Here is a 19,325-nt window from a genome sequence, read left to right as displayed (position 1 = left end):
GCCGCTGTTTACAGTAGTCTATCCGGTCAAGGCCGAACCGTTTCCGGACGTCATTCGGCCGTCCACAACTAATCCGAAGCCGCGTGTTGTATTGCGGCTATCCATATGAGGTGAAACCATGACAATGCAGAGCGAAGTTACAGGCTCTGGACCATTACGAACGGTACTTCTGAGTACCGGTGCTTTATTGCTGGTCGTTGCAGTAGTTATATCGCCAAAAGAAGCATTTGATGCCTCCATTCAGGGTCTGGATATTTGGTGGAAAATTATCTTTCCTGCCATGCTTCCATTCCTGATGTTATCCCAAATGCTGACTGCATTCGGCTTCACTCATGCGCTCGGTGTCTTACTTGGGCCATTGATGCAGCGGTGGTTCCGTCTGCCCGGCAAAGCCGGACTCGCTATTGTGGTCGGCATGTGCGGCGGTTTCCCGGCAGGGGCTGATACCGCATCTCGCTTGCTGCAGGATCGACAAATTACCGCCAAACAGGCGGGTATTGTGGCATCAACTGCTCATTTCGCCAATCCACTGATGATTATACTTGTCATTGGTGCTGCTTTTCTCCACCAGCCTGCTGCCGGATACTTCCTTCTTGGGGTTCACTGGGTAAGTGGCTGGATCGCCAACATGATCGGGGTACGTATTCTGCCTGCGAAGTCCAAAAGTACCCGTATCGTTTCTTCATCCGCTGAATCGAAACACAATGAGATTGTCTCTGATCTAAAAACGCCTAATTCTGTACACCAAGCTGCTTCATTCAAACGGCGTAGTCTGTGGTCGCAAATGATGCTTGCAGCACGCGAGGCCCAGGTACGGGATGGACGAGGGTTCGGCAAACTGCTTGGTGACACAGTCTCCCAAGCTGTACAAACCTTAATGATGACCGGGGGATATATGATTGTGTTTGCTGTATTCATTCGGCTGCTCACACTCTATATCACACCCGGCACTTCAGTCGCTCTCTGGCCTGCTCTGCTGGAGCTCCATCTGGGAGCCTATCACCTGAGCCAAAGCCAGTTGAGCCCTTTGCTCATCCTATCTTTACTTGCAGCCATCCTCGGCTGGGGCGGTCTAAGCTCTCATCTGCAAGTCTCCGCTGTACTGAAGGCAGCCGGGCTTGCATCAACATCCATGTTCTACTTTGCAGGAATACGCCTGCTTCATGCGATGATTGCCTTTTTCACCAGCTTGCTGCTGTGGCTGCCATTCAGCCGTTACAGTTCTGAGGTCTGGGCCACTTTTCAGACCAATACAGGCAATGGTTTGTCACCATTCCTAACCAAGCAATCCTTGGTTGGCATGAACACCTCCGACATCATCGAATCCGTCTGGAGCGGCTTTCCAGCTGCCTGCATCGGTCTGGCATTACTGCTCGCCGTCATGGTTAGCCTATCGGGGCTGACCTTCTGGTTCAACCGCCGGTTTTCTCGCTAATTTTCTGACGTAGCGCCGTTTCAACTTCAGGCGAAACCAGATCGGTGACATCCCCGTGGTAGTGAGCAATCTCCTTAACGATGCTTGAGCTCAAATAAGAATATTTGGGATTGGTCATCATAAAAATGGTTTCCGCATCCGGGTTCAACTTGCTGTTGGTCGAAGCCAGCTGCAGTTCATATTCAAAATCAGTCACCGAGCGAATGCCGCGGACAATGACCTGGGCTTCTTTTTGTCTCACATAATTTGCCGTCAGATCACGGAAGCTGTCCACTTCCACATTAGGCAAATGACTTGTGACTTCTCTAATAAGACTCTTGCGTTCTTCCACCGTAAACAATGGATTTTTGCTCATATTATTCAATACCGCCACGATGACACGATCAAACTGCTTCGACGCTCTCGCAATAATGTCTAGATGGCCCATGGTTACGGGATCAAAACTTCCTGGATATACGGCAATTCGTTCCTGACGATGTATCATTTCACTCATGAGGAGCCTCCTTTTCCGCTGTGCTAGGTTCTCCATCTTCTGTTGTTACAGCAGGTGCATAATGATAGATGGATACAGCTGTCTCCCCATACAATGCCTTGCGCGTTTGTTCAAACGGGCCGAATTGCTCAGGGTAACTATATTTGGATTCATATTCAAGCACGATGGTCGCTTCCGGTTCAAGCAGCTCCAGTTCGTGCATTGTAAGCATGAACTCATCCCCATTTTTCATACGATAGGGCGGGTCCAGAAATACGAGGTTAAATTGGGTGCTCCGCTTGGAGAGCGCCTTTAATGCACGACCGGCATCGTTCCGGTATATAGCCGCCTGATCTTCCAGCTTGGTTGCCTTCAGATTTGCACGGATCACTTCAATGCTCTTCGATTCCAAATCAACAAAAACAGCCTTGTCCATGCCGCGGCTCAGTGCCTCAATACCGAGACCACCACTGCCTGCAAACAGATCCAATGCTGTACCACCCTCAAAATAAGGGCCAATCATACTAAACAACGCTTCCTTCACCTTGTCGGTGGTCGGCCGCGTTCCTGTGCCAGGAACAGCCTTCAGCGGTCTGCCTTTCGCACTCCCAGATACCACTCTCACTGATGAGTCACCTTTTCTCTCTATGTAAGTTTATTGATACAGCTATCCTACCACAATCGGGTTCAGTTTGAAAAATAGTCTGTCTGCTTTCGCTCAAGAAAATTGTTGACGCATATGTATAAAAAGGAAAAATTCCGGCCATCCTATAATTATCGACATCACAAGTGTCGTAGACAACCGCGGAGAAGACTTACGTTTCCCCATAAGCTCTTCGTCCGGTTTCTCCTCTCCCATGAAAAAGAAGCTCTCGAAAGAGGGCTTCTTTTTGTTATCCAATATTATGTATAGCCGAACCGAACAATTATGAAGCCGTAGTCCTCAGTCAACCCTATTCCAACTTAGTTGCTTCTTTTTTTGTTACGCATGGATACATTCAAACTTAACAGCGGAATCAATAATCCCAATGCAGAAAAGGCCATATTCCATGACTCGTATCTGATCGATTGAATAACAATAAAGACAATTGCCACCAGTATTATGATCTGTATAATCTGAAATCCGTCCAAATTTCGTTTGAATGCCTTTTTGGAAATCATCCTAATCAGGAAATAGGCAACCAAACTATAGAAAACAGCCATTCCGATAATGGCAAAAAATACGATTAAAGCAGCATTGCCCAAGATTTCTCCTCCTTCACTCAAACTCAATTCCTTAATTTTACCATATGAGCGAAAGAGTGTCATCGGCATTCTACTGGCTAAACTCCCCACACCGTCCTACATTTTATTTCTCTTCACTGATCACTGTTGCGTTATAGATCACAATCCGTTTGCCATCCAGATCAAAAAGTACTTTATTTCCATACTCCGTATCCTGCAAATCAATTTTACCTTCATAGGTATGAATCAATTCTCCCGAATCACTGTACACTTTAACCACACGCTCCAGACCGCCGGAGTTGTTGGATCTCATCGTTTTGAGCGCACGTTCACCTGAAGCCGTGTTGAAATACCAGATGAAGCAGCCCACAATAATGCCCAGTATGACCAACGATGTCACCCATACACCTGTCTTTGCTTTTCTACTCAAAATAAACCCCTCCTTTATCCATGTTCAGTACTGTACGAGGCAGAGGCGATAGCGGTTTCAGAGGCCAGGCCATCATTATAAAAAAGAGGCCTCCCTTGGGAGACCTCTATCCTGCATCTTATACAACGCTATTAAAGTGCACGAATAACGAATTCATATTGAAGTTCGCCATCTGAGGCGATACGGTATTCCGGATGAACCGGTGCACCCCAGCTATCGTCGCCCCCTACGCCCATTTGTTTCCCGGCTACAGTTACGACCGTATAATGCACCGGTGGCAACTCATACGCATGTTGTGCATTCTCCAGCTCAAATGCTGTATATGGTGACACATTCAGCTCGACCGGTGATGCTGATGCTTCAATTTTGAAGCCACGCCCTGCATTATCGGTCAATTTTGCCCAACGCACACCGGTACGGTTACCCGATTCTTGTGGTACAAGATATGGAGCAACGGTATCCGCTACCTTGCTGCCATGGATGCCCAGACGTGCGCCAAATGCCCGGTCCGCATAGTTTTCCTCCGGTCCCATCGCGAGCCATTCCACATTTTCGAAGTCCGGTGAAGTCTTGAAGGAAAGAGCGTGGATCGGAAGATCCGGCAGGCCTGCCGCTCCTTTATAACGATTATGCACATGTACACTTCCATCAGCACGAACGGTATAAGCCACTTTTACTTGTACATCTGCCGAAATATTGAGCTTGTACGTGAATTCGATCCGATATTGATCCGGGTTCTGTTCCGCTTTCCAACCCACACATCTAGGCAGCAGACTTGCAGCATACCAGGCTCCAAGCTCGAAACCCATGGCAGTACCTTTGTCATTATCAGTTGTTGCACGCCAGAACAGCGGTGCAGGCGGCGTTGCAATCGTTTCACGACCAGAAAACTTCAGGGATACCAATGTTCCGAATGCCTTGGAGAACAGGGCATGGGTTTGCCCTACCCGTACACCGATATTCACGTCCCCTTCAACGACCTGAATCTCATTTGACAGGTTCAGATCCGCAGTTTCGCCTGATGGAGCAGACAACTTGTCCTGAGCGAATATAAATTGTCCAAAGGCAACTTCCTCCGCTTTTTCTGCCCACAGTGTTGCCGTTTTTAAAACGAACGCGGTATTTACTGCATACTCACCATCAGACAGGGTTTCTGCATGAAGTGGAAGGTTTACAAAAGTCTCGCTTTGCGGGCTCACGTTTACATCCAGTGTTCCACGCAGCACTTCGTGACCTTCACGCTCCAGGCTGTAAACCAGTTCGAATTCAGACGTGTCCGCAAACAAATTATCGTTAACGATTTTCACACCTTCCCGATCCGGGAACAGCTTGATGTTTTGATACAGGAATTTCACTTCCTGCATCTTGGCAGACACTTTGCGGTCTGCGTGCACAATGCCGTCTCCACAGAACGAATAGTCCGAAGGACGATCACCGAAATCTCCGCCATAAGCAAGGAACTCTTTGCCGTAACGATCTTTTTTGAAGATAGCCTGATCGATGTAATCCCAAATGAAGCCGCCTTGGTACATCGAATATTTATCTTCCAGTTCCGTATACTTATGCATGCCGCCAATGGAGTTACCCATGGCATGCATGTACTCACAGCTGATATATGGTTTTTCCGGATTCGCGTTCAAGAATTCCTCAATGTCCGCCGGTTTGGCGTACATGCGGGATTCCATGTCACTCGTATCATTGAAACGACGGTCATGGAAGACACCTTCATAGTGGACGAGACGGGTCGGATCTGCTGTTTTAAAGTACTGAGACACTTTATAGATAACTTCACCACCATGAGACTCGTTACCACAAGACCAGATCAGAATGGACGGATGGTTTTTATCCCGCTCTACCATCGACACCGCGCGATCCATAACGATATCATGCCACTCTGGACGGTCACCAGGGATAACCCATGAAGGCTCAACTGCACCTAGTTTCTGCCATGATCCGTGCGTCTCCAGGTTCATTTCATCAATCACATATAATCCATATTCATCACACAGTTCATACCACAGGCTTTGGTTCGGATAGTGAGATGTACGAACCGCGTTCATATTGCTTTGTTTAATGGTACGAACATCCCAAAGCATGTCTTCCTTGGTTACAGCGCGTCCGCGGCGCGGATTGAACTCGTGACGGTTCACCCCTTTGAACACAATCCGTTTACCGTTGATATGCATCACTTTATCAATCATCTCAAATGTTCGGAAACCAACGGATTGAGGTACAACTTCGACTAGCTTACCATCCGCATCATATACACGAATGTACAGACGATAGAGGTAGGGAATCTCCGCACTCCAAAGGTTTACTTTCCCGATCTCTTCGTGAAGATTTACCAGGCCATTGGTAACTTCAACTCCGCCAAATGTTTTCACCGTGTTGCCTTCTGCATCCCGCAGTTCAGCCTCGACTTTCGCTCCGGCAGCTGCTTTCCCTTCAAGCTTCAGATCAACTTTTAACGTTCCGATTGTATAAGATTTGTCCAGATCCGTCACAACCCGCACATCGCGAATATGCGCAGCCGGCACAGTATACAAATACACATCTCTGAAGATACCGGAGAAGCGCCAGAAATCCTGATCTTCCAGCCAACTGCCTGTGCTGCGTTGATACACTTCCACAGCCAGTTTATTCTCTCCGTCCTGCAGGAATGGCGTCAGATCAAAATCGGATGGTGTAAAGCTGTCTTCCCCATATCCGACAAACTGTCCGTTAAGCCATACATAGAATGCAGATTCTACACCCTGAAACGAAATATATACCGGACTGTTCTGCCAACCTGTTGGTAAATGGAATGTGCGAATATAACTGCCTACCGGGTTTTGGTCCTGCGGCAATGCAGGTGGACGCAGATCGTTTAAGCCATCCCAAGGGTATTGCGTATTTACATATTGGATCTGACCGTACCCTTGGAGCTGAATATGCCCCGGTACTTCAATATCATCCCATCCGTCACTGGAGAAGTCCTGCTTGTAAAAAGCTTCGGGGCGGCAATCCGGACGAATAGCATAATTGAATTTCCACGTTCCGTTAAGGTTGTAGCGCATCGCCATTTCACCGGATGCTTTCGCTTCTTCCATAGTACGATAATAGCGATGATCCGAGTATGCGTTAAGACGGTTAACTTCAAAAACGCTTACATCGCCCAGCCAGTTAATATCTGCATGTGTTGCTTTCATTCGGCTCTCTCTCCCTCTTGAAACAAATATGTTTATTACTTATTCAGTACAGATTCTTATTTTCCTTTTTCAAAAACAAACATAAACAAACAGAAAGACAGAGGAACGCCATTTCGGGCGCCCTCTTCTCTCATTTTTGCATCTACGTCCAATCAGACGGCTTTATGGTATTTCATTATTTAACGGAACCGACCATACCTGCGACAAAATGTTTCTGCATGATGAAGAACACAATGGCTGTTGGCAGCGTGGCAATAACGATGGCTGTCATGATTACACCATAATCCGGAGCGTAACCCGAACCAAGATTCGAGATCAGCAGCGGAATCGTTTGTTGGTCAGGCGTTTGCAATACGATGAGTGGCCAGAGATAGTTATTCCAGCTGCTCATGAATGTAATAATTGCTGCTGCTGCATAGGTTGTTTTCATCGTTGGCATATATATCTTCAGGAAAATCCCCAGCTCACTGAGACCATCAATCCGTCCAGCCTCCAGCAGGTCTTTCGGGAACATTTTGGTGTTCTGACGGAAGAAGAAGATCAGGAACGCCGTGGTAATGGTCGGCAGAATAACAGCTCCCATCGTATTGATTCCAATCACCGGTACAGTTCCCGAGATCGTTGCAAACATGCGATACAAAGGTACCATGATCGCTGCAAACGGAATCATCATCGATAACAACAGGATATTAAACACGAAATCACGGGACTTCGTGCGATATACTTCGAAGCCGTAACCTGCCATAGACCCAATAAACAGAGCCAGCAATGTTGAGACGACAGAGATGATAGCCGAGTTCCCTAAAGCCTGTACCAGATTCGTAGAATCAACCAATTTGCTGAAGTTATCAAGGAAAGCCGAACCAGGTAGCAGTCTGCCCTTAGTTACATCGACTGAAGCATTCGTGGAACTGACCAGCATCCAGAAGAATGGGAAAATGGATACAAAGGCGACAATGGACAGGAACGCATAAGTGAAAATCCGTTTTGCTTTAGCTTTAGCCATTTTTATTATCACCTGCCACTTTAAACTGGATAATGGACAATACAATAATCAATATTACGATGGAATACGAAACCGTTGCCGCATATCCGAAGTCCGGTGAATATTTGAACGAAAGGTTGTAGATGTACTGGGAGATGGACATCGTCGCATTACCCGGGCCACCTTTGGTGATATTCATAATTTCATCGAAAATTTGCAATGTACCAATCGTCGATGTAATGGAAGTGAACAGGATAATTGGTTTAAGCAATGGAACAGTAATTTTGAAAAATTGCGTGAACGCATTCGCGCCATCAATCCGTGCAGCTTCATAGATAGACTGATCAATGTTCTGAAGAGATGACAGATAGAAAATCATGTTATATCCGGTCCAACGCCAAGTAACGGCGATTATGATCGTAATTTTAGCCCAGAACGGGTCTGTAATCCATTGAATGGGATCACCAATAATGTGCATGCCCAGCAATGCTTGGTTAACCATGCCATCTGGAGAGAACAGATATTTGAATACCACAGAGTAGGCAACCAATGAGGTTACGCAAGGCAGGAAGATCGCAGTACGGAAGAAGCTACGGAAGCGCAACGTACTGTCATTCAATAAAACGGAAATAAACAAACCGAGAATAATCATGACAGGCACTTGAATGATCAAGTATAGAAATGTATTGGATATAGCAGTACGGAACGTTGTATCAATGAATAATCTTTTATAGTTATCCAGGCCCGTAAATTCAAGATTGGCTCCTACACCCGACTTGAACGATAAGAGCAGTGCCTGCAGCATCGGATAAAAGTAAAATGCAACGATCCCGATAGCAGCGAGCGAAATAAAAGCCCATCCAGTCAAATTATTTTTCTTTTGGAGACTGTCTCCTGTATTCATGGCTTTGGCTTTCACAGTATGGCTCCTCTCTCTCCGTGTAACATGGATAGAACCCAGGGAGCCTCCACCATGTCCGGGTCGGCTGTTGCTTGTGCCAGACAGTGGAACGGCTCCGATGCTTCCTTGGGTTCTATAAGTTACCGTGGATCATCTTAGTTTAATTGTGCTTCAGCTTGTTTCTGTGCATCAGCCAGAACGTCATCAATGGCTTTGCCGTTCAGGAAGTTCTGCATTTCAACCACCAGAATGTCCTCGATGGCATATGTGTTGATACCGTAGTTTACGCTAGGAATTTCTTGCGTCCATTTTGCAAAATCAGCATACACTTTTTGTCCACCGAAGAAATCGTCGGCTTTATCAAACGCTTCGCCTTCTGCCGCCGGTTTGTACGTGCCGATCGCACCAATGTTGTTCAGCAAATCTTGATACAATTGTTTGTCAGAACCGAATGTTTTACCCATGAAATCAGCAGCTTGGTCTGCACCAGCAACATTGTTCATGACATACCAAGAGCTACCACCCAAGTTGGATGCGTGCACAGAATTCGATTGTCCAGCCATTTTAGGAAGCGGTGCTACCGCCCATTTGCCGGATTGGGAAGCTTCTTGACGAACAGATGGTGTAATCCAGTTTCCTGTAGGAATGGTAGCTACATCACCATTGTTGAATGCTGCCACGAATTGGCTCCAGTCGGAGTTCAACTTAACGACATTTGCATCCATCATTGCTTTGTAGGTTATAAATGCTTCTTTCAGTGCTGCATTTCCAGCCAGATCCGGTGTTTTGCCATCTTCTTTGGAATACCATGAACCTGCGGATTGGATCATCATACGGATCAGACCCAGATCGTTAGGATCAAGTGTGATCAGATCTTTGCCCGTTTTGGCTTTCACATCTTTACCGATTTTGATGTAATCATCCCATGTGATGTCCTGAAGGTCAGCTGCTTTGTAGCCTGCTTGCTCCAGCAAATCTGTTCTGTAGTAGAGACCTGTTACACCGGAGTCAAACGGAACACCGAACTGTTTGCCATCAAAAGCGGTTGGTCCCAGTTTGTACTCTGCGAAATCGGAAGCTTTGATTGTAGAGGACATATCTTTAAATGCATCAGGGTAAGCGTTCAGGAAACTTTGAGCACGGTAATCTTCAATCAGAACGATGTTCGGAAGACCGCTGCTTGTTCCCGAGTTCAAACCAGTATTCAGCTTTTGGATAATGTCAGCTTGAGCATATTCAATGATGTTGATTTTCAGATCAGGATTTTGTTTTTGATAGGCTTCTTTTGCTGTTTCTAATGCAGCGACGTTAAACGCTTTATCCCAAGCCCAGATCGTAATTTCATTAGCGGTTTTTTCACCCTCACTTGCCTTGTTCCCTCCACCACCGGAAGAACATGCAGACAACAGCAGGACAGTAACGAGCATCAGTACCCACATTTTTTTCAAACGATTCAACTCCCCTTCGACCTCTTTGTGTGTAATTTGTTTACGTTTTCTGAAAGCGTTTGCTCTCGATGTATTCATCTTAGCATTCCCAAATCTTCATTCGTTAGTAATAATTTTGTACGGATTTGTCATCTTATTGCCACAATGAAAACCTTTACAGAAAACGCTTGCACTAAATTTGGTTTTTTGTAATTTCTTTTGATTTTGTACTTTTTTGATCTGAATATTTTACTAGTTAAGAAGCTTTCTAATCGTTCTGCACACCAAAAAAGGCCCTCCGTGTTGTCTTAAAACAAACAGGAGGACCTTCTATATGAATTCTCTTTTCTGAATCAATAACGTCTTTACTCCATCCGTCTCTGCTTCTTAGCTTGTGATCAATGGGAGTTTAACAGTAACCCTGGTTCCCTCCCCCGGTTTACTCATTATCGTCACCCCATAAGGTGCACCGTATAACAGCTCTATGCGATCATTCACATTCCGAATACCGATGCCACTGAACAATTGCCGATTGTTCTTCGGATTGGGCAGAGACTCACCCATGGAGAATCCTTTAAACCCTTCGATCCCGTCCCCATTATCCATGATTTCGCAAATCAATGACTCACCCGCTCTGGAAACCATCACATGAATAGTCCCTGTTTCCTTGGAATTGAACCCATGAAAAAAAGCATTCTCGATAAAAGGTTGAATCACCAGTTTGGGTACATGGTAATGTGTACAGTCCGGAGCTACATAAAAAGCTGCTTTAATGCGTCCTCCGTACCGGACGTGATTAATGAATACATAATTTTTCAGGTTTTCGATTTCTTGCTCTACGGTTACCGTCTCACTCACGTTACTAATCGTATTCTGCAATAAGGCGATTAACGCATTAATGGTCTCGGCTGCCCTGTCCTTGTTTCCTTGCTGTACCAATACTTTAACGGAAGCCAGCGTGTTGTACAGGAAATGCGGATTGATCTGGCTTTGCAGTGCCGCAAGCTCTGCATTTCGTTGCTCCCGCTGGGTAAGTACCAGTTGATCCACATAGTCATGCAGTTCGTCCAGCATGTAGTTGTAGGCATGACCCAGCTGTCGGCTCTCGTAACTTCCACTGACCGGAATATAGTTATCCAGATCACTTTTGGTAATATTGGACATCTGTTTCACGAGTCTCCGCAGTGATTTGGTCATCTGATTCGTAATAAGAAACACGAGGATCAGTGCTGTTGCCACAATAGCGGCGCAGATCAGAGCAATGGTCTTCATATCGATCAATTGCCCCATCGCCAGATCCTTGTCCACTACGTTTACGATATAAAACCGGTAAAATGGCAAGTATTCAGACAATACCACGCTGTCCTGATCCATAACCCGCGCATTTACTCCCTTTACACTTTCGTTATTCATTTCTCTGGCATAGGTCAGCAATTCAAGCTGAGTGGTACCGATCCATTCTTCACGATTGGACGATACAATCTCACCCGCTTCATTCAGGATAACCACATCGTTGCCTCTGCTCGTGAAACTGCTGTAAAACTGACGAAATGCGTTCTCTCTCATGGTGACATACAACGTACCATAGAGTCGGTTTTGGGCACGATCCGCCAATGCCTTGGTCGCTGAGATCATCTGCCGGGCAGTCTCATCTTTCGTCTGATAATCATTAAAAATGATTCGCTTCGGACTGGCCGCTGCTTCCAACGTAATAGGTTGCTCTTTCAATTCATCCGCCGACAAACGAAGATGAGACCGATCCGTGGAATACGTACGTCCATTAATACCGCTAATCGTAATACCGACCTCATAGGACTCTGTAATCGACTGAATTCGGTCCATCGTTTCCCTCATATTATAATAGGACTTTGCCATCGTAAGGGAGTCTCCCTCCCCCTCAGACAGATACCCCCGGATTGTCCCGCTTTGGCTAACATTATTGGATACAGCAGCAATCGCATCGTTAAAGGATTCAAAGTTCGTTTTGATCTGGCTAAGCACCTTGGAGTTCGTAATACTGAACGTCTCGGTAAACAGCTTGGTCGACATATGAATCGATGTCCAAAGAATGAGCACAGAGACAAGAATGATGCTGACGAACATAACGAGGAACAGTTTAGGGAAAAGCCCAAGCCTTGAAAATGCATTCATCCATTTCTTCATTTATTTCTTCCTTCTGACGTTATGCCCAGAATTTTCGCCGGTATCGGCTCGGAGACAGTCCGGTAAATTTTTTGAACACCTTGCAAAAGTAACTGTGGTCGGAGTACCCTACCATACTGCTAATTTCGGAAATGGTGACATGGTCTGAGCGGAGAAGTTCTTCTGCCTTTTCAATCCTTATTTTATTCAAATATTCATTAAAGCCCTCTTTTTTGTGAGAGGAAAAGTAACTGGACAAGTACGATGGATTGAAATGAAAATGCTTGGCTACTTCCGCTAGCCCGAGCGGCTGATCAAAATGCTCATGCATATATTCCAGCAGCATTTTCATATTCGGATCACTTCGTCGTCCACCTTCTCCAGTCATGCACTCCTGTACCTCAGCCATGAACTGATCCAGCACATTCATTGCTTCTGTTAGAGTGGAGGCGCCATCCACATGTTTGAAATAGGCATATTTGCTCTCTTCCAGCACAGCAGACTGCACATCCATATCTGCCAGAGTAATGGTTACATTAAAGATGAGATTGCCCAGAAACGACTTAATTTCAAACACATCTGCAATATAATCCCGTCCCAACGTAAGCGCATGTTCTTGCAAATATTCTCTTGCCGCTTCTGTCCGATTTCGCTTTACATGCTGCAAAAACATATTCACATTGAACTGATACCCTGCAGGATGGAGAGGTGGAAGTTCGCCATAAACCAGAATAGACCGGTCCTCATAATAAAAGCGATACTCCATCAGCTTGATCAGACGTGTTCGATATACGTCTCCCATCTCTTCAAATGAAGAAAAGCTATCACTTAGCACCCAGCAAGACCCGTCCTGCGCCTTCTTATTCTCACTGGCCAACTCCTTGATCCGCTGTACCATCCATTCATCCTTCGCAGTCTCTACATTAAGGAGCACCACGCTTGACGTGCCTTCGGCCGGAACGATTGCGCACTCCACGTCAGGAAGCTGGCTTCGTATCCTGGACTCCAGTTGCTCGTTATCCAGCTTGTGTACATGTGCTCGCATGTCCTTCGACATATATACAAGCAAGCGGAAGCACTGGTGAGGAAACGTCTCTCTAATCATATCCATTTCGTTATCTGCATCCAACGTAAAGCCGGACAGCATCTTTTCCATCAGTTGGCCTAATCTCCAACCATCATGAGAAGGCTCAAACTGTAATTCGGGAATTTTGCCAGCAGTACGCTGAAGCACTTGTAATAATTCATTGGTATCCAGTTTCGGTTTTAATATATAGTCTGCTGCTCCGTTCTGGAGCGTTGAACGTACATATTCGAATTCACTGAAACTGCTAAGTACGATAACCTCAATCTGCGGATAACTGGCTTTTAACGTCCGGACAAAGGTTTCCCCATCCATCACAGGCATCACGATATCTGTAATGACAATATCCGGCTGTAACAAACGCACCTGTTCAAGTCCTTCTTCTCCATTGGAAGCTTCGCCCACAATCTGAAAACCTTGGGATTCCCAATTCATATGGTGCTTAATGCCTTGTCTTACAAGAAACTCATCGTCAACAATCAGCACCTTGCACAACCGGTTCATGACCCTTGACCCCCTTATCTAATCCTCTATGTCTGTACAGGTAATACCATATATATCGTAGAGTGGCCTCCCCGTGTTAACGGTTACAATAATTTTAAAGTTTTGTACTCCTTTTTATATCTCAAAACCAACGTTTAATCAATGGTAAGCATTTTTCATGAATCCCAAGAGCGTCTTTCAATCAGCAAGATATAGATCGAAATGCATCTATTCGTCTATACGTTGTATGGATCAGGATGCCACTTCCTGTCCATATCTTGTACCCGGGAGCGGGTAGAATCGAATGATGCAAAGTGCTGATGGAAACTCTCTTAGTGTACACCTTTTTTCGACAAAATAAGAAGCCTTGGTCCGCCAAGAATCAGGTGGGGCGAACCAGGACTTCTTATCGCTTGCTTGTGTTTAAATTAACCGATCTTCATTTAAGGTTCGATTCCCCATTGAAGACTTCCGGCAATGTGCCCCGTTACTTTGGTCCAGTCGGCATAGGCTGTTTGAGTTGCAGCAAATGAATAGTCATCCGTCTGAGTATAGTTGGTCCAGTCGCTTTTGGAGAAGCGGGCCTGAATTTCAGTACTTTGTCCCGCTGCAAGTGAACCGGCTGAAGATTTGAATCCGATCTCCAGCATATGATCCGCTCCGGTTACCGAGGGCGACAGCGCACTAAACGTACCTGTAACATTTTCATTTCCGGCCGTTGCCCAGTCACAGAAAAAGTTCTGAGCCTGAGTGCCATTAATCGTATAGTAGTAACGAATTTTAATGTCCGAAAGATCGAGAGCCGTAGTTCCTGTATTCGTTAACTTGATCTTGGGATTGATGGAGTTCCCCGTTGCCGCAGTCGTTCCGTTAAACATCTCAATCCGAATGTTGCCCTCTGGCACAGCTGTGGTGTCCTGGATGGTCAGATTCAGGATGGCATCATTGCCTGCACTGAAATGGAATGTTAACGCTGTGCTTCCTTTGGGCAAAGATGCCAGGTACGTTTTGCTCAATACCACCTGATTACCCGATAGTGTGTAGTCCATACCTGAAACCAGCATCGAATTACCATTACGTATAGCACTAAGCGTGTTGCCGTTCAGGGTCAACGTTACAGGAATATTGGACTGGTTGCCTGTGTTCTTGTCAAACTCCGCAGTCACTGGTGTAATCGTCGAACTGGTTACCGGATTTGTGCCTCCTTCTCCACCGCCATTGTTTCCACCAATACGGTCAGCATATAAAATGCCCCGGCCATTCGTACCCAGATATACCCTTCCATACAAACGTGGGTCACCTGTAATGGTGGTCACGCGTGCATATTGATGCTGATCATCATTAATCCGTACCCAATTCGCCCCTCCATCATCGGAACGGAAAAATCCGCGCGTTCCGTCAATCTGTGCAATCGTATACAGTGCAACCCCATTCTGCCCAGGTGCCGCCTTGCCAAAACCGATGCTGTCTGCTTCCTCTACATTGACCAGCTTGGTAAAGCTCGCTCCCGAATCAGTGGAATGCCACAGACCATATGGCCCTTCATCTTCACTGCCACCTGCAAACCAAAGCTCGCCTTCCTTACCCGGAACAGCATCCAGATCCGCATTGCCTTCTGCCGGAAGCCCGGTAGCCGCAGATGCAGTGAAGGAGACACCCCCATTGGTGCTCACATAGACTTTACCAGCAGCAAATCCATAGAATTTGTTCGGGTTCACCCGGTCGGAGATCACTTTTGCCTGTGCGGGTATCCCTGAACTCGCCGTCCATGAGTTGCCGCCAGTGGAATAATGCACCCCCTTGTCTGACGTGCTCCATAAAAGTCGGTTACCATTTGCAGAGATAGCTACGGTTCCTCCTCCGGAAGTGCCTGCAGGCTCTGCATTGGCTTTATACCATGTTGTACCCCCGTCGCTGGATAAACCAATGGATTTTGCATTCGGATCAGCCGTGTAGTCTGCTTTCCCTACGCGAACCATCGTATTCGGACTTAACTCTGCAAAATCCAGACTTTCCGTAGAAGAGTAGTTGGGGCTGGTAAACATCGCAGCTGGTGCCTGATCCAGATCATTATGTCGGAATCCGGAGACATCCCCTACTCCACTTAACAAATGAGCCCCACTTGGCGGGCTGATCAGATCCAGGACAGCGATCTCCTCAACTCCTTTGGCCATCACTGAAATATTGATTTTGTTGTCGTCATCCCAATCTGTAAGATTATTCGTTCCGTAGATGGTCGCACCCGTCCCATACATCATACGGTCGGAATCAAACGGATCGATCTCCAGATCACCAATCATCCATCCCAGTTTCGGAGACACTTCAGGTGGTGCAGGATTCGTCCCGAATGTCAGCCAAGGAGCGGCCGAAATATCCTGTGTATAGCGCATTTTGCGGTTTGGATACCCTTCGAATTCCCAGATGCGGGTCCAGGTAGCTCCACCATCCGTACTGCGGAAGAGATTTGCATCAGGCCACCAGGAGTTGAGGGTTGCAACCATTAGTGTACCAGGATGCTGAGCATCTACGGCCAGTCCACCATATCCAAAATAATTGTCCGAGCTGCTGCTTGGCACCGGACTAATGTCAGTCCATACTCCTGTAGTTGTATTTAATTTCCACAGTTCTCCTTTCTCCCCATCATAAGGGCCTGCACCATCGCTGTACGAGATATATAGACTGCCATCGGCATCCAGCTCCCCGTGATGCGGCAAATACCCTGTAGGCTGTCCAGCGACAGCAGACCAAGTGGCTCCTCCATTCGTACTGCGGTATATACTTTGATTTTTGTCAGCTACCCCGACATAGATGATCTGTGTTGCCTGTCCAGGGGAGCCTGTTGATTTGTCAAAAGTGATCCAAGAGAGACCTACGATGTCACTCGTATACTCGGAAGACGGGTCCTCCACGTACGTTCCGGGATTCGGGAAGCTCGTTACTTTGTTCCAGGTTACCCCGTAATCCGTACTTTTCCAGAGTCCATTGCCACTACGTGCACCAAAATACAAAATGCTGTTTTTGTTGGGATCAACGGTCAGGCGTTCTCCCAAGGAACGCCCAGGCATGTTGCCGCCCACTTTGAACGGAAGAGTCGTTGTCTGCCAAGTATCACCACGGTCTGTAGAACGCAGGATGGAGCCGTTGTTTTTGTCCCATGAATTCGTGTACGTGCCAACAGCCATATACACCCGATTCGGATCAACCGGATCTGTTGCCAGCGCATCAACACCGTTTTTGTTCCAGTCATCCCAACCGACAAAATCGGTGAGCGGGATCCAACTCTCGTTCACCGGATTCCAGCGATATGCTCCCCCGATATCCGTTCGGGCATAGATTAGATCTTTTTCAGATTCATTGAAAATGATACCCGGTACAAATCCGCCTCCGCCTCCGGTCACGACATTTTTCCACTGGTATGCATCGCTTGGTGCTGCATCAGTTGTTCCGGCGAGTATTCCCAGTGAAACAGCTGCAACGGCAACCGTCAGGCTCATGACACGCAATTTCCCCAAAAACGTTTTCATAGTTACTTAGCCTCCTCTTCAATATGTTCCTCGCATCCTATCTGCCCCTGCTGTGTCATCATGCTGATAAGTGCAGTGTAAGACATTTAATGCATGGTTTCAGGCAACCAGCACCACCTCCTCTCCCATTACTAAAACGCTTTCATAAATATTCGCTAACCGCCATTATCTGGATAATTCTTTCAATAAATAACATTCGATGGCCATTGAAAAACACCTTCTGCCTGAATTTCATTCCTGTACAATTATTTTTGAAGTTTCCCCTTATTGAACGACACCACAACAAAGGATGCCGTCATAAACAGCATCCTTTGTTGTGGTGTTATATTTAAATGAGTACCATTTCCTGAAAAGCCAGCGTGATCGGCATTGACAGGTGTTTACTTCATGTCCGCTTGCGTGGCACTGCCAAACGCGTACGTTTTCTGCCCTTTCACACCGGGTCTGACTACAAATAGAGAACCCGCATCCGGCGTCTCTGCCAGCCGCTCTTCCTTAATGCCAATTCGGGCAGTCGTAATATATAAGTCCTCCAGATCAGTTCCTCCAAAACAGCAGGAGGTCACCTGGTCTGCGGGTACTTCGATCTGTTGCAGCAGCTCTGCTGTATGGGGGTTCCAGCGAGTGACTCTCCCCCCCCCCCAATGAGCAACCCATAACATTCCTTCACTGTCTACGGTCATTCCATCCGGAAAGCCGAACTCCTCCGGTATAGCAATAATACTTGTCCGGTTCGTAATCTCTCCAGCAGCCAGATCAAAATCAAAACGGTCAATGGACCTTGTCGGCGTATCAATATAATACATTTTCTGTTGATCCGGACTCCAGCCCAAGCCATTGGAGGTGGACACATCCCTGAACATCGTGCGAACAGGCTGCCCTTCTTCCAGGCAATAAAATGCCCCCGCTTTGCTCTCACCCTTCATACTCATCGTACCTGCCCAGAAGCGTCCAAGAGCGTCACACTTCCCATCATTAAAACGGTTGTTGTCCTTGCCCTTCTCCGGATCTTCAATGGGGTTCAGCTCTCCCGTTAACAGGTTAAAGGTATGGAAGCCACTTCGCAACGCAACGATGACCTTATCACCCTGGTATGGCACAACCGCCCCTACATGCTCGCCGACCTCATAAGTCTGATCTTCTCCTGTAGCCGGAACGAATATATGAACCTTGTAGCTTTCAATATCAACCCATAATAATCGATTGTGTTCAGCATCCCAGCTTGGACCTTCGCCGAGCAGTGCCGGGGTATGTACTGCAATGTTCAAGTTGCTCATTCCATCACATCCTTTTAAGATTTGACGCCGCCTGACCATTCAAACCCAACGGCATCCAGAAACGCTTTGGACAGAATCATGTGTCCTGTAGCATCAGGATGAACGCGGTCATAAGTCAGCACAGACGTATAGAAATGATCCCAGAATGGATTAAACGCAGCCTGGGTATCCACGAAAATGGCATCAAATTCAGCGGCTACTCTGCGAACAGCCTCACCGTAGATATCCATCGTAGCCCGCATCGGATCTTCCGGATTCGCTTCCAGATAATAAGGACTCATCAGAACAAGCCCTTTTAGTCCAGGACGAACCGAAGCAACCAGATCACGCAATGTGGACTCGTACTCTTCCAGGAAAACCTGTGAATCTGTGGACAACGGATTGTCAAATTGACGCCATACATCATTGATCCCGATCATGATGGTTAGCCAGTCCGGTTTGAGATCAAGCACATCACGTTCCCAGCGCTGCTTCAAATCACGAATGGTATTACCACCAATACCCACATTTTGAATCCGTAACATCAATTCCGGGTAGATGGAACGCAGTAAGGCATACACTTGCGCCACATAGCCATGCCCCAGACCAGAACTACCTTCACCAACAGGATGTACCCGGCCGCAATCTGTGATTGAATCTCCGATAAAGAGCAGCTTGTCATTTTTTTGCAATTTCATTGTCGTTTTCTCCTTCGCTCTATCAAGCGTTAAAATATATGGGATCACGTAAATCTTATTTCATATTCAAGGACAG

General features: G+C 46.6%; 14 protein-coding genes. 1 reads left to right on the top strand and 13 read right to left on the bottom strand.

Going from position 1 to position 19,325, the window contains the following annotated elements:
- Nucleotides 1–118: 118 nt before the first annotated feature.
- Nucleotides 119–1,435 carry a nucleoside recognition domain-containing protein gene (locus tag JNUCC31_RS26860; RefSeq protein ID WP_192266225.1) on the top strand — a complete coding sequence of 439 codons (1,317 nt, stop codon included), beginning with the start codon at nucleotides 119–121 and terminating at the stop codon, nucleotides 1,433–1,435.
- On the opposite strand, the gene coaD is transcribed toward JNUCC31_RS26860, so the two are convergent.
- The 13 genes from coaD to JNUCC31_RS26795 all read right to left on the bottom strand — a co-directional run bounded on the left by coaD (nucleotide 1,413) and on the right by JNUCC31_RS26795 (nucleotide 19,249).
- On the bottom strand, nucleotides 1,413–1,919 hold the full coding sequence (gene coaD / locus JNUCC31_RS26855) for a pantetheine-phosphate adenylyltransferase (protein WP_192273368.1): 507 nt from the start codon (nucleotides 1,917–1,919) through the stop codon (nucleotides 1,413–1,415). The two genes, JNUCC31_RS26860 and coaD, sit on opposite strands and share 23 nt — an antisense overlap.
- Before the next feature lies 1 nt (nucleotide 1,920).
- The gene (gene rsmD, locus JNUCC31_RS26850; RefSeq protein ID WP_192266223.1) at nucleotides 1,921–2,532 is read right to left on the bottom strand and encodes a 16S rRNA (guanine(966)-N(2))-methyltransferase RsmD; all 612 of its coding nucleotides are present in this window, start codon (nucleotides 2,530–2,532) and stop codon (nucleotides 1,921–1,923) included.
- A 338-nt stretch (nucleotides 2,533–2,870) separates the two neighbouring features.
- Nucleotides 2,871–3,152, bottom strand: coding sequence for a hypothetical protein (locus JNUCC31_RS26845; RefSeq protein ID WP_192266221.1), 282 nt, complete (start codon nucleotides 3,150–3,152; stop codon nucleotides 2,871–2,873).
- A 103-nt stretch (nucleotides 3,153–3,255) separates the two neighbouring features.
- Nucleotides 3,256–3,561, bottom strand: a complete 306-nt coding sequence (locus tag JNUCC31_RS26840; RefSeq protein ID WP_192266220.1) for a hypothetical protein — start codon at nucleotides 3,559–3,561, stop codon at nucleotides 3,256–3,258.
- Nucleotides 3,562–3,692: 131 nt separating this feature from the next.
- Complete coding sequence (gene lacZ, locus JNUCC31_RS26835) at nucleotides 3,693–6,749, bottom strand: beta-galactosidase, LacZ type (RefSeq protein WP_192266219.1); 3,057 nt, start codon at nucleotides 6,747–6,749, stop codon at nucleotides 3,693–3,695.
- A gap of 175 nt (nucleotides 6,750–6,924) precedes the next feature.
- Nucleotides 6,925–7,755, bottom strand: a complete 831-nt coding sequence (locus tag JNUCC31_RS26830) for a carbohydrate ABC transporter permease (RefSeq protein ID WP_192266218.1) — start codon at nucleotides 7,753–7,755, stop codon at nucleotides 6,925–6,927.
- A complete protein-coding gene (locus tag JNUCC31_RS26825; RefSeq protein ID WP_192273367.1) occupies nucleotides 7,748–8,638 on the bottom strand; it encodes a carbohydrate ABC transporter permease in 891 nt (296 codons plus the stop codon). The genes JNUCC31_RS26830 and JNUCC31_RS26825 overlap by 8 nt, the downstream gene beginning before the upstream one ends.
- Before the next feature lie 152 nt (nucleotides 8,639–8,790).
- Nucleotides 8,791–10,074, bottom strand: a complete 1,284-nt coding sequence (locus JNUCC31_RS26820) for an ABC transporter substrate-binding protein (RefSeq protein WP_416234463.1) — start codon at nucleotides 10,072–10,074, stop codon at nucleotides 8,791–8,793.
- A 375-nt stretch (nucleotides 10,075–10,449) separates the two neighbouring features.
- Nucleotides 10,450–12,225 (bottom strand): cache domain-containing sensor histidine kinase, encoded by a 1,776-nt coding sequence (locus tag JNUCC31_RS26815; RefSeq protein WP_192266216.1) that lies wholly within the window; start codon nucleotides 12,223–12,225, stop codon nucleotides 10,450–10,452.
- 19 nt (nucleotides 12,226–12,244) lie between these two features.
- Nucleotides 12,245–13,792, bottom strand: a complete 1,548-nt coding sequence (locus JNUCC31_RS26810) for a response regulator transcription factor (RefSeq protein WP_192266215.1) — start codon at nucleotides 13,790–13,792, stop codon at nucleotides 12,245–12,247.
- A gap of 422 nt (nucleotides 13,793–14,214) precedes the next feature.
- Nucleotides 14,215–17,295, bottom strand: a complete 3,081-nt coding sequence (locus JNUCC31_RS26805) for a cellulose binding domain-containing protein (RefSeq protein ID WP_192266214.1) — start codon at nucleotides 17,293–17,295, stop codon at nucleotides 14,215–14,217.
- 380 nt (nucleotides 17,296–17,675) lie between these two features.
- Nucleotides 17,676–18,572: an SMP-30/gluconolactonase/LRE family protein gene (locus JNUCC31_RS26800; protein WP_192266213.1), complete on the bottom strand. Its 897-nt coding sequence runs from the start codon at nucleotides 18,570–18,572 to the stop codon at nucleotides 17,676–17,678.
- Between the two features lie 14 nt (nucleotides 18,573–18,586).
- Nucleotides 18,587–19,249 carry an SGNH/GDSL hydrolase family protein gene (locus tag JNUCC31_RS26795; protein WP_192266212.1) on the bottom strand — a complete coding sequence of 221 codons (663 nt, stop codon included), beginning with the start codon at nucleotides 19,247–19,249 and terminating at the stop codon, nucleotides 18,587–18,589.
- Nucleotides 19,250–19,325: the final 76 nt, after the last annotated feature.

It is taken from the genome of Paenibacillus sp. JNUCC-31 (assembly GCF_014844075.1).
In the GTDB taxonomy this organism is placed as follows: domain Bacteria; phylum Bacillota; class Bacilli; order Paenibacillales; family Paenibacillaceae; genus Paenibacillus.
Note: the sequence above shows the minus strand (reverse complement) of the source record. Positions and strands in the feature narration are given on the sequence as shown.